Origin of the sequence: Microbulbifer jejuensis, assembly GCF_047289955.1 — a bacterium.
GTDB lineage: Bacteria > Pseudomonadota > Gammaproteobacteria > Pseudomonadales > Cellvibrionaceae > Microbulbifer.
The window spans coordinates 48,127-60,923 of the sequence record NZ_JBLBUB010000013.1; the positions used below are offsets into that span (position 1 = coordinate 48,127).

The following is a 12,797-nucleotide window of genomic DNA, read 5'->3' on the forward strand; positions in this document are numbered from 1 at the left end:
ATAATAACCCGGTATGTTTATCTGAATCCATATAATGCGTGGAAAATTATCAAACAAAATGGTAACTATTCAGCATGTTTCTGCTGATACTTGAATTTTTCGAGTATGAAGTCTGGTCAGCTTCCATTGAAGAGCAGGACCAAGGCCTCGCTGGTTTCAACATTGTTTTTCTGGCAGGTTATCAGATAGGAACGAACAAGACAGAAGGCTCTGGCTCCATCTTTTGAGCGGAAACAACCGGAGATCTTTTGCTTGACCTTGGTCATACGAAGATCCCGTTCACTCTGGTTGTTGGTAAACGGTACCTCGGCATTTTCCATAAAACGTAGCACGTCGTCTTCGCAATCTATAAGACGCTCCAACAAATTGCGTGATTTGCTGCGTTTGACCCGGCCCCGGCGATACGTGGTTTCGCCCGGTTCCGGCGCCGGGCATTTGTCTCAGGCGGCGACTTTATCACCTAAGGAACCTCTGAATAATTCCCCAAGTATCGGATAGAATCGTACTACTCCTCAAGGCTACCCAAAATCATGCATCAAGTCACCTTCGCCGAAGCCGAATACCGAAGCAAGCGCCGTCAAACCCGGCGCGAGAAATTTCTGGCAAATATGGATGCGCTCATTCCCTGGCAGCACCTGCGCGACCGTAGCGAGCCCTTCTACCACAACAACGACCGCGGCCCGCGGGCGTATTCTCTGGATGTCATGCTGCGCATCCACTGCATGCAGCTGTTTTACAACCTCAGCGACCCGGCAATGGAAGATGCGCTCTACGAAATAGAATCCATGCGCAATTTCGCCGGGCTGCGCTTGGCGGGCAGAATTCCGGATGAAACCACCATCCTTAACTTCCGCCGCCTGCTGGAAAAGAACGACCTTGGGCGCAAACTTTTCGAAGAGATCAACGGCTACTTGCGGGAAAAAGGCATGATGTTGCGCGAGGGCACCATCGTCGATGCCACCATTATTTCTGCACCCAGCTCGAAAAAAAACCAAGCCAAAGAACGCGATCCGGAAATGCACCAAACAAAAAAAGGCAACACTTGGCACTTCGGAATGAAAACGCACATTGGTACCGACGACGTACTCGGACTTATCCACAGCCTCGAAACCACGGCCGCCAATGCGCACGACGTGACAGCGACAGAACAATTGCTGCACGGCGAGGAAAAGCGTATTTGGGGCGATTCCGGCTATACCGGTGCCGAGAAGCGTGAAGAATTAAAAGATAAGAAGGTTGAGTGGCATATCGCCATGAAGCCGAGCAAGCTGAAGACGCTGCCGGGCAAAGAAGAGCTGAAAGCGGCGGAAAAAATCAAGGCGCAGATCCGGGCCAAAGTGGAGCACCCGTTCCGCTATATCAAATGCATCTTTGGCTACCGCAAAGTGCGCTATCGGGGACTGGAGAAAAATACCCAACGTCTGTGCATGTTAGCAGGCTTCACCAATTTATTGATTTGAAAAAAATATCTGCCCGCATAGGGGCAGTGCGCCCAAAATCCGTGAAAAGCGGGCTTTGGGTGAGGAAAACGGGGGTCATTTTCTGTGAAAACGTAATTTTTGACTGATCCTTGATCAACTCCTCCCGTTTTGGTGTGGGAACGCGGGAGGAAGGTGAATTAATCAGAGGTTCCCTAAATTGGTGTCCGGGATTAGTAAACCACTACACTACAGTTCACTGGCGAAGTTTTCCTTGGGTTGTTTGGCATCATCGCTGTCCCCCCGTCAGCACACTTCTGCGCTTGGCGCCGTGAAGTTGGGTGAGACGGGTTAAAAGGTTGGCATCACTTCCGATCTGGTCCAGAAGGGGGCGAGCACGGTAAAAGAGTTGGCAATGCGCGGGGGTAAGAGCATATTCGAAGCGATAGCCTTGGGTGGCCCACCGAGGGTGGTTTGGCGCCAGTTGCTTTCGTTGTACATGCAGATCGTACTGTCATGGTTGGCACTGCAAACATCTATAATGAGGAGAATCGAGAATCATAAAAAAATTCCATCACTGCCCTGAAAACCCCGTGGTTGTTGACTTTCAGCCATTTTGGCCTGTGAAAAACCTCTTCACTTCTCTTCAAAAGTGTTCATTTTGTGAAATGAGTAAATTGGCTACAGCCCACGGCTGGTGGGGGTTTGCGGTGTTTCCCAATTTCACTGAGTAGAGGAAAGCCCAAAACCGGCAGGCGTGGGGAGGAGTGATCGCAGGCCCTTTTGAGGCTTCTAAAATTGTTTGTTTTATAGCCAATGCATTAGCTAACTTCTTGAACTTTCTTGACTTCTCTATTTCTGAGATGCAAGCGATCATTGCCGCTAGCCCTGCTGCGGAATGAAGAAAAGTGAAATCCCAGTTCAAAACATGGAAGGAAGATTTAGGCGAATTTTGTGCATGGCCTGCAGGGCTTCCCCCAGGCTTGAGAGCATCTACCTCAAGATGGACTTCAGTACTATGTCATCAACCAGATTCGCAACTCGTTGAAGCATGTGGCCATGAAGAACCAGAAAGCCCTTATGGCCGATCTCAAGAGCAACGCCTCAATACTGCCAAGAACGTCTTGGAGGCCAAGTGGCCTATAGCCTGTCGACGTATTTCAAATATCCGAAATGTGTGCGAACGCCGATTTACACCACCAACATCGTGAGGCTGTACACCGCCAGTTCCGCAGGATGACTAAAACCAAGGGCGGCTCCGCCAATGAGGACAGCTTATTCAAGCTGCTCTACGCCGGTATACTGAAAGCCTCCGAACGCCCGATCTAGAACTGGAACTTGACGCTGTCACAGCTGACGATCCACTTTCCGGATCGCCTGGAGAAATCAGCCTATGAGGCTACCTGGCTGGCACAGAGTTTTGAACACCCTCTAAGCAACTGGCAGGGGCGGTTACACAGAATTATTTACACTCTCTGGATCAAAGGTGCAAGTATAGCTAAAGCATATACGTCCCCCAACATCCCTATTAAGATTCAACAAAAAATCAGGAATATCAACTATCGCAGTTTGTTCACAAGATGAAACAGACACAAAGAAATCATGAGTAGCATCATCGGGTTTTTCTTCAATTAAGTTGTGTAATACTTCCGACTTGATTGACTCATTAAGAATTAACCGAAGGACTTTCTTACTTCTATCTTTATGGTAACTTCCTATTCGGTAGGGGACACCATCTAAATATTTTTTTTCTAATATTGATAATTCTTCTTCAGATAAACCAATAATTCTAAACGAACAATTAGGTAGCAATGACATCACTATAGTCCCTTATACTTTTTGGCAATTTGACGTAGAACGTCATAGGGTAATGTATCCCCGCCTTCATAACCATTATCAGGCTTCCATTCTTCCATGAAATCACCAAAATCATCTCTATTTTTAATGTCTTGGATTCAACTCCGAAGTGCATCACAGCCTAAGCTGCTAACACAGCCCTATGATTGCTCATTAACTGACTTGGTGTTTTATATCCCAGCCCTTTTCTTGGGCGAGAATTTAGTCTTTTCACCGCTCTTCTCACCTCCACCTGTGTCACTTTCTTCAAGTCTGTATCTTTCGGGAAATATTGCCTCAGTAAGCCGTTAGTATTTTCATTCAGCCCTCGCTCCCAAGAGCTATAAGGGTGGGCAAAGAAGACATCTGCAGAGAGCGCTGAACTGATTTTTTCATGATACGCAAACTCTTTCCCATTGTCAGCCGTAATGGTGTGAACAACCTCTTTAAACGGGCGCAGCAGTGCGATAGTGGCCTGGGTAACGTCTGCAGCACTCTTGCTGTTAACCTGTCCGGATACTGTGAAGTTAGTCACCCGCTCTACGATGGTAACCAGGGCGCCGCTGCGGCCTTTACCTATCATTGTATCTATCTCCCAATCACCTATGCGTGATTTGTCGTCAACAACCGTAGGGCGGTCATCTATGCTCACTCGATTCCTTATCTGACCCCGTGTCGATTTACCATTACGACGCTTGTCGTATTTCTTGCCCTTCCGGCGAAGGTGTAGGTAAAGGTCTCCTCCAGCCTGCTTATCCGCCCAAATATAGAGATAAATGCTCTCGTGGCTAATCAGCTGCTCTTGATCCTCCAGTAACCAACCCGAGATCTGCTCTGGGCTCCACTCTAAACGTAGTTTGGACTCAATGAGAGCTATCATTGCAGGGATCATCTTAGTGGGTTTGACAGCATCTTTGCGCCGCTGCTCTGCCTTTTGTTGCGCCTGCTTGTGACGATACCCCCTACCGCCAGTATTCCTGGCCAGCTCCCTGCTGATCGTTGATTGACTTACGTCAATGGTTCTAGCTACCACCCTTTGGCTCAAACCACTTTTGATTAACACTGAAATCTGGCATCTTTGCTCATAAGTCAGCTGATTGTAATCCTTGGTCATCACTTCATCTCTTTGGTCGGAGAAAAAGCAACTAAGCCTACCTTCAGCTGGCTTCTTTTCCTACCTCGTCAAGTGATGCACTTCGGAGTTGAATCCAAGAGTCATTTCTTCTAAGGGTTAGCTTAATACTCATGTCCAATCGGGTCACTCTGTAAATACCGTCCGGCACTCGGGTCAATCAACGTATAACACTCACCTGAAAATTGCCGGTATTAAAAAATAACTGTGCCATTTCACGCAGTGACGTTTAATTAAAGCTGGAAAATGATCATTCTTAATTGTCGTCAAATGGGGCAAGAAGGCTTTCAGCTTCACTCTGTCTGAGAAAGCGCGAAAACAACTCAGCCCCATCTTCAATGTCATCATCGATGGGAAATACACGTTCGACTTGATGAAACTTCCATGCAATTTCAACTGAATCTGACGTAATAAATTCAGATTCGTATTCCCTTGTGCTTTTTTTGGCTTTTTCTTCGGCTTCAACTTCATCCGTTGCTGAAACCAAAATAATACGTTCTTCCCACAATGGTGGTTCTGAATCACTTCGTTCGCTTTTATACATAAGGCTAACTGAGTAATACATAGTAAGTCCTATTTTTGGAATCGCTTATCATTCAATAGCTTCCATGCCTTCTTGTATTCCTTACTGTTACCGCGCCTGATTTCTTCAAGCGTTTTATTCCTAAGATTTTCAGGAAATTCACGATTGATGCTACCCTTACAATTTTTTCCAATCCAGTCATCAGCTTTGCTACCGAACTTATCAAGTGCATCTTGCGCAGCTTTTCTCAACTTGGGGTCAGACAGCGCATCCATAATGTTTCTTATCTGACGGGTATTTCCACGTGCTATGGCTTGCATCAGTGCCGCACGAAGTGAATCAAGACCACTTGGGTCAATAAAGTTGATCGGGTTCTGGTCTACATAACCATAAAGATGGTTTATTGAATCATACAGTCCTTCTGGCGCGATAAGCCCCATTTGAATGGCAATTTGCAACTGTGGATCACTATAATCGCGTAGGATGCCTATGGGATCACTCTGTAAATAGCGTCCGGTACTAGGGTCATAATCCCGATAGTAGTTGTAATGAAGCCCGGTTTCTCTGTCCTCGTATTGGCCCGGGAAATGCAGATTTACCACAGCTTGATTAGCATCACCATCCGGGTCAGCATTAGGCTCAGACTTTCCAAAGGCGTCACTATCCCAACGCCATACAATCGCTTCACTCTCGTTGGTACCGATACGCGGAGTATTCAGGTGATCAGTATGCAGATAGGTCAGTGTGGCGCTCTGCACCACCCCTTCGCTGTAGCTGATCTCTACCTGCGCTACCGGCATATTGTCGATGTAAATATAATCAATCCGGCTTTGGATAGCACTGCCATCTGCAGCCATAGTGGCTTCACCCAGATACTGGCCACTCAGGTTATAGTGCAGCAGGTTATCCTCGGTTTTATCCGTACGCACTCTCTGGCCGAGGGCGTTGTAGTAGTAGGTGCCTTTGAGTGTGTCGTTCTCGCTATAGGTCTTGAGACGGTTGGCATGGTTGTAGGTGTACTGCTTGGCACCATCATCCGTGCTGATAGTATTCCCCACAGCATCGGTTACCCAGTCTTTGCCACCTTTGCTGGTGAGGCGATTGGAGCTGGTCTCATAGCTATAGGCAGTGCTGCTCTGGCTGTTATCTGTGTTGGTAATCTCCTTTTGGGTGCGGTTGCCCACCGGGTCGTACTGGTAACTGTTCTGTCCCTCTATATAGCCCTCATCAGTAAGGCGGTTGAGCTTGTCGTAGATAAAGCCACGATCCTTAGAGTTATCCAGGTTATCCGCAATGCCGGTGATATTGTTGGCCAGGTCATAGGTATAGAACTCAGAGCGAACATTACCGATACCGGAGGCTGTTACTGCCTCCAGGCGGCCGTCCAGGTCATAGCTATAGCTTTGGGTAATGCCATTGCCATACTCCATGGAGCTGATGCCACCATAGGGCTGGTATTGGATATTGCTGATAATGGTACGGGCGCTGGCTTCACTATTCTCCTTTGAGCTGACCGCTGAGATACGGCCCAGAACATCGCGGCTGTAGCTGACAATACGACCAGAGGGGTAAGTAATGCCACTAACACGACCAAGGCTGTCGTAGCTGTACCGGGTGTTGAAGCTCCAGCTGGCGATGGTGTCATCCTGGCGGGTGATACGACCCAGATCGTCGTAAGTCAGGCTGGTAGAACCGGAGTCATTGCTATAACCGGTGAGCCGTCCTACCCCTTTGTTGCCATCTTCGGTGTTGTCATAGTTGAACAGGGCGTTTTCGCTGGCGCTGCCAGGGTAGCTGATGGCAGTGAGACGATTCAGGGCATCGTAGTTGTGATTGACGGTGATACCACGGGCATCAGTACGCACCTTCAGGTTACCGGCTTCGTCGTGGTCGTAAGTGGTAATACCGGTATCGGGGCTGGTGCGCTTGGTGAGGTTGCCGGCAAAATCGTATTCGTAGCGGGTGGTATTGCCACGCTGATCAGTCACTGAGGTAATGCGGTCCTCGCTGTCGTAGGTGTACTGGACCTGCTTGTTATCGGCATCGGTGACGGTTTGCACTCGGCCCAGGGCATCGCGGGCCTCCCCGGTAGTGTGCTGATTGCCATCCGTGGTAGAAACACGCTTGCCGTTTTTATCGTAGGCAATAGAGGTATTCTGGCCGTTATTCCCGTTGACATCGATCAGGCGACTCAGTTCGTCGTAACTACGGCTAACGGAACGCACCAGGGTGGTGCCGTCGGCGGCAAACACTTTCTCTTCCTTGATATTACCTGCAGCATCCAGGGTATATTCCATCCGCTCACCCAAAGAGTTCTCCGTGGCAGTAAGACGGCGCGCAGCATCGTACTCAAAGGTAATACTGGAGTCATCCGGGTAGGCGATATGAGTTACCTGGCCTACGGGATCATAGGTATAGGTGGTTACCAGATCGCCGGAAGCTGCTTTGACCGTGGTCGTTTTTAACCAGCCACGTGCAGTGTAGGTAAAGTGGGTTTGCACTCCGTTTGCATTCTGTGTCTTCAAAGGACGGCCAGCGGCGTCGTACTCCAGAATGGATTCCAGGTGGCCTAATGCATTGGTGGTGGTTGTGAGGCGGTTATTGCTGTCATAAGCATAGGTGGTGACATCGGAGACATCTGTGCGCGGACCATCTGCTGTCTCCATCTTACCCGCAGTAGTGTAGGTATAGGACCAGTTCTGCTCAGTAATCGCTGCATGGGTGCCATGGGCCACCAATAAGCTAAAAGCCCCCGCAAGAATAGACTTACTAAAATACATATCAATTCCTTCGAATCTTCTTAGTTGTTAGTTTGTTTTGCTTAAAATCTATGCAATCAGATCTTGTTAAGAGCCCTCGACCGGTGTGACTTTTTTACTGAGTAAACGGCCTTCGGTGTCATAGGTGTACTCGGTAATACCTTCGGAAGTAGTGACTTTTTTGGGCAAGTTAAGAGTATCATGCCATTCGGTGGTGATTACCTTGGCTTCAGGTGTGCCTGCAGCTTCGGTGCGGGTCAGCTCACGCCCCAGATTATCACGGGTGTAGGTAGTGGTATTGCCTTCCCAGTCTGTTTCATTGGCAACAAAGCCATTGGCATCGTAGGAATAATTCATATTCGCGGCTGCACAATTGGCCGACGCTTCACCCTCTACCGAGGTGATACGCTTCACACCATGCACATCGGAGTAGTTGTATGTAGTTTTTTTGCCGAGGGCACTAGTAAGACGACGGGTATTCTTATCGACATACTCCACATCGACTGATTCCGCACCACCGTTGTGCTCTGTGCGAATCGCTCTACCTTGATCGTCATAGGTGAAAGTGCTGTAGACATTGCCAGCCTCATCAGTTACGCCTGTCAAGGCATTGGGGAAACGGCTGTCTTCGTAGCGGAAGATGCGTTTAGAATTATCGTTATCAGGGAAGGTGATAGATTGCAACAGATCACTATTTGTATAACCAAACCAATAGGTAGAACCATCATTGCGCCTGATTGCAAGAAGGTTACCAGAACCCGACCAAATGAGATTCATACTATTCCCATTATCATCGGCAATAGAGTAGACATTAAGCCCAGCCACAACCTCATTATAAGTATAGGTGATACCCTGATCCTGCTGGTTTTCTACACGAAGAATACGGCCATTGCTGTCATAGGTTTCTGTATATTCGCTACTTTTCAGCTCCCAGCCAATGAATTTACCGTTTTCATCCAGCACTTTCTTTACTCGCCAGTCTCTATTGGCTTCTGCCACAAAAATGCCATTCTCATTTTTGAAGTGAAGATCCTTGCCATTGGGACGATAAGCGATAACCCTTTCCGTAACTCTTTCAGTTTCGCTATCAAGTAGTGTGTAGTGAGCAAGAAAGAGACTATGGTTATGTCGCCAATTATTCTTTACAGATGCAAAATAATCACCAACACCCACTTCGAGTTGCCTTTCCATAGCATTCTTTTTACCTAAAGGTAAAGAAATGCGCGGTAGCCTTCCCATAACTTCAGGCTCTGTATGTAACACGGTTTGTATTTTTGGGGTGGGCTCATCATTATTTAAGAATGCTTCACCGATACTAAATCCGGCACCGCTCTTTTTATGATTGCCAAAGCTATTGTAAAACCAAGTAAATGTTAAAGGGAAGTCACCCTCAGCCTCAAAAACAGTCTCGCGCTGTAATTTGTGACCATTAAAGAAATTAATCGGATTGCCGACTTCATTTGAGCAATTCTCAGGTTCTGGAGGTGCGATGCAATCTCTGGCCGAACTATCCCACGGTTTGTCTATTGGGCATTCTTTCTCACACAGGCCAGTTTTCGTATTAAATATTGTTGGAGGCTCGCACATTGGGGCAGCTTGTTGGCATTCATAAGTTCGATGTTTTCCATTAGTTTCGCCGATATGGATAAAGTTATCCGGGCAAAACCATCGAGTAATTACGCGTAGATAGCCGCCATCCTCAGTAAATATTTGATGGCCACTAAAATTTTTATTATTCCAAAAATGCTCAATCGGATAATGAACTGCATCTGGCTCTTCATTAGTATACCCAGTGTCTGGTGCTGGCGCAGACCCAATAGAGTATGTATGATGACAACCCCAATATCCTTCGTATTCCCCTACCTTCATACATCTATCAAAAGTCTCTTTTGACTTCTGTTCCCAGCGGCTGATCGCAGTTTCTCGGTCTGTATACCTATCTTTAAGCTCATATATTTTTAACGCCTCAGTTATGAAAACCTCTGCAGCGGCCGCTTTCAGGGTTAAAATTTCCAAAATAAAGAAAGCGATAAGAAAAATAAGTTGTTGTTTTTTTATACCATGCATCACAAAAACCCTTAAAGAAACAATAAAATGTGTCTCGCGCTCAATTCAATCCAACAATTCTAAAAAATTACAGCCAACTCAGTTTTATTTGTTTGAAATTCGTAGATTAATAAATCAATCAGAGTCAAAACGCTGAAAGATAACAATTTCCTGGGTGGTTTTCTTTTATTTTAACAACAAAACTCTCAATCCTTACCCCCTCAGTTCGTAAAAGGAGTTCACGTAATACGCCATCAAATGTCAATTACATGCCATTACATCAAAAAATATTGCAGCTACATCACATAGGAAGAGTGAATTATTTCACGCTTGGCTTCACTTTCAGTGGCAATATGCGGTGTGTACACTCAATTTCGAACTGGGTATTCTCTATGGTAGGCCAGTAGTGCTCCCTACAGTGGCATCACTCACAATAGAGAATCTCACTAAGCGAGAACAATAAGCATTCTTAAGGACGGCTTCGGTGTTCAATGATGTCTGTACTGACACCGCATTAATCTGTTTTTGAATAAAATCCGGTTTTAGCTGCTTGGCTTTGGGTGGAATGTCCTTCGCCAAGGAGATCTCCTTTTACTCCCCAATCACTACCCGCAGATTCACCGTGCGCTGGATGCACTCCATACGCCATGCGCCTTTGTTGACCTCTTCGTTCTCCGTGCCCTCACCCACAGCAGAAGCTTGCAGGGTTTCCACCTTGCCCGGGGTTTGCCAGGGCGTGCCGGCGGCATTGTTGCGCACCTGGTTGTCCGTGGTGACGAAGGCACCGATCATCTTGTAGGCAAACTGGTCGGGGCTGCCGTCTTGGTCCAGATCAATGGGGTTGCGCACCTGTGCGATGCGCACAATATCACCGACATAGATGCCACTGGTCAGTTTATAAAAGTGCTCGTTTTCTCCAGCATTGCTGATGCCAGTGGCTTGTATGTATTCAACCATGTTGCTTCCTTTATTAGGGCTTGTGCCTTTGGTTGTGGGTAATGACTCTGTGCCGGGAATCCACACCGGCGGCATAGCTGATATTGCCCACACTGATCTTGTACACGGTGCGCAGGCCAGCACATTCGATCCGCTCGACGGTTTCCCAGGTGAGCGGTTCCTCTTCATGCAGCACACCCAGTTTTACTCCCTGGCAATGCTGGGCTTCGTACACTGTGCCGTGTGGATCAGTCACGGGGGTTTCACGGCTGCAAATCACCTGGGCACCGCTTGCCATGGTGAGTAGTACACAAGGCACTTCCTGCTGGGGTTTTACTGCCTGAATCGTGCCTGGGTGGGTATCGCTGTCGCCAAGGTCCCAGCAGTCGATTAGATCCCCCGCTTTGCAGTGATCCGCCAGCAGCTTTTCTGTCAACCAGGTGCCGGCCGCCACACACCAGGGATCGTCCGGTATGGTGCCGCCACCGCCATTGGCAGGTGTCCGGATAGTGCCGACCGAACGACGCCAGGTGTGGCCGGCAAGCACCGGAAAGCTGGTGGTGGCCTTATAGGTTACGGTTCCCCCATTGAGGCCGGGATCATCGCAATACACGTAATATTTTCTGCTGAACGACAACCCGCTGATACTGCCGCTGTTGTAACTGATGGTGCCAAAACCGAACTGCAGTGTGTGCGCAGCCACGGTGATTCTGGCGGTGCTGCCGACATCGGCGGCGGAGAGTGCGGAACTGGTGGGCAGGCTGGCAATGGCGGACTGGATTAATGGCAGGTTGCGCTGGTCCTGCACTTCCACCACGTCGATCTTGACGTAGTCGATTAACATGTCTCCCGTTTTGTTGGAATAGTTGGCATAAAAAATCGGGGTAAAAAAACGCACATTGGCCTGCAGTTTGGCCGGGTTGCCGATATGGTTACCGCCGCGAGCGGTACTGTACACGGCATTACCGCTGGCATTACCCTTGACATAGGCCACCAGCCTTTGCCAATACTGCCCCACCAGATTCAGGTTGGCAGCGAGCACATAGTGCTGGCTGCTGGTGCTGTTCGCTCCGCTGGCATTGCAATAATTACCATTGGCATCAAAGCCAGCCAGGCCCGCGTAGAGGGTCCGGGTGGTGTCCTCATGGTTGTAGAAATAAACACGGGCTTCAATCCGATACAGCTTATCGGGATCAAAGGGCACCTTATCCCGGTGACGTATTGCCACATAGTCGTTGAGGCGGGCCGCACCGCCACCGACTTGGCTGGAGCCGCCAGAGTAGTAACTCATAGCGCCGCCGGTGCTGTTAAGTTTCACCCAATACTCGCGATACTCCACACTGGAAAAATCCTCCATAAATGTATGGCTTCTGGTGCGAAACTGCGCACGCTCCTCAAGCGTGGCACCCACGGTGGCATTATTCTCCGGTTTACCGTCACCAAAAACCTGCGCCCAGTCCGACTGCTGCCCTGCCCTGTGGGCAATCTCATTGAGCAACGCCTGCCGTTTGTTGAACACGTCCGCCCAATTGGCATTCCACACGGTGCGACTGATGGTGGTGGTGCTGCCGGTGTGGTTCCAGGCCGGCGACAGGCCGCCCAGATAACTGCTCAATGCAGACACGGCATTGTTGTAGGCGGTTTTTTCGCTGGTAACGCCAAAATAGGTCGCCTTGGCATTGATTCCAGACTGCGCGCCGGTAATCTCCTGCCAATCCCGCACCGCCTGTGTTTTTTCGCTGGGTGTGAGCTTACCGTCCGCGGCGATATCGTCTAATTCGGCTAGGGCCTCGTTGGCATCCACTTGCGCATTGCCGGCTTCCGCCTGCGCCTCTGCGGCTTTATTCTGCGCATCTGCGGCGATCTGGGCCGCATTGCTCGCGTTGCTCTGGTTCACCACAGCCACGGTGTTCAGCAGGGTCTGGCGGGCCTCGAACACCGCTTGCCAGTTGGCGTTCCACAGCGTGCGGCTGATGGCAGTGGTGGTACCGGTGTGGTTCCAGGCTGGCGACAGGCCGCCCAGGTAGTTGGCCAGTGCATCGATCGCATTGTTGTAGCCGCTCTTGGCAGGGCCAATACCAAAACGATCCGCCTGTGCGTTGAGATCGCTGCGCTCATCGATCAGCTCCTTGTGCTCGCGGATCGCG

General features: G+C 49.0%; 7 protein-coding genes and 3 pseudogenes. 2 read left to right on the forward strand and 8 right to left on the reverse strand.

Going from position 1 to position 12,797, the window contains the following annotated elements:
* Positions 1 to 116 precede the first annotated feature (116 nt).
* Positions 117 to 437 (reverse strand): annotated as a pseudogene (locus tag ACL7TT_RS09965) (IS66 family transposase); the annotation flags it as partial.
* A 93-nt stretch (positions 438 to 530) separates the two neighbouring features.
* Here ACL7TT_RS09965 and ACL7TT_RS09970 point away from each other — a divergent pair.
* Both ACL7TT_RS09970 and ACL7TT_RS09975 read left to right on the forward strand, forming a co-directional pair.
* Positions 531 to 1,460, forward strand: coding sequence for an IS5 family transposase (locus tag ACL7TT_RS09970; protein ID WP_413395097.1), 930 nt, complete (start codon positions 531 to 533; stop codon positions 1,458 to 1,460).
* Between the two features lie 912 nt (positions 1,461 to 2,372).
* Positions 2,373 to 2,744, forward strand: a pseudogene (locus ACL7TT_RS09975) (transposase); the annotation flags it as partial.
* Positions 2,745 to 2,870: 126 nt separating this feature from the next.
* Here the strand turns inward: ACL7TT_RS09975 and ACL7TT_RS09980 are convergent.
* From ACL7TT_RS09980 to ACL7TT_RS10010, 7 genes and pseudogenes are all read right to left on the reverse strand, one after another.
* Positions 2,871 to 3,236 carry a hypothetical protein gene (locus tag ACL7TT_RS09980; RefSeq protein ID WP_413395099.1) on the reverse strand — a complete coding sequence of 122 codons (366 nt, stop codon included), beginning with the start codon at positions 3,234 to 3,236 and terminating at the stop codon, positions 2,871 to 2,873.
* Between the two features lie 160 nt (positions 3,237 to 3,396).
* Positions 3,397 to 4,368: an IS30 family transposase gene (locus ACL7TT_RS09985; RefSeq protein ID WP_413395101.1), complete on the reverse strand. Its 972-nt coding sequence runs from the start codon at positions 4,366 to 4,368 to the stop codon at positions 3,397 to 3,399.
* A 274-nt stretch (positions 4,369 to 4,642) separates the two neighbouring features.
* Positions 4,643 to 4,951, reverse strand: coding sequence for a DUF4288 domain-containing protein (locus tag ACL7TT_RS09990; RefSeq protein WP_413395103.1), 309 nt, complete (start codon positions 4,949 to 4,951; stop codon positions 4,643 to 4,645).
* 8 nt (positions 4,952 to 4,959) lie between these two features.
* Positions 4,960 to 7,689 carry an RHS repeat-associated core domain-containing protein gene (locus tag ACL7TT_RS09995; RefSeq protein WP_413395105.1) on the reverse strand — a complete coding sequence of 910 codons (2,730 nt, stop codon included), beginning with the start codon at positions 7,687 to 7,689 and terminating at the stop codon, positions 4,960 to 4,962.
* 66 nt (positions 7,690 to 7,755) lie between these two features.
* Positions 7,756 to 9,735 carry a DUF6531 domain-containing protein gene (locus ACL7TT_RS10000; RefSeq protein WP_413395107.1) on the reverse strand — a complete coding sequence of 660 codons (1,980 nt, stop codon included), beginning with the start codon at positions 9,733 to 9,735 and terminating at the stop codon, positions 7,756 to 7,758.
* A gap of 570 nt (positions 9,736 to 10,305) precedes the next feature.
* Entirely contained in the window at positions 10,306 to 10,671 is a 366-nt protein-coding gene (locus ACL7TT_RS10005) for a hypothetical protein (RefSeq protein WP_413395109.1), read from the reverse strand.
* A 13-nt stretch (positions 10,672 to 10,684) separates the two neighbouring features.
* Positions 10,685 to 12,797, reverse strand: a pseudogene (locus tag ACL7TT_RS10010) (hypothetical protein); the annotation flags it as partial.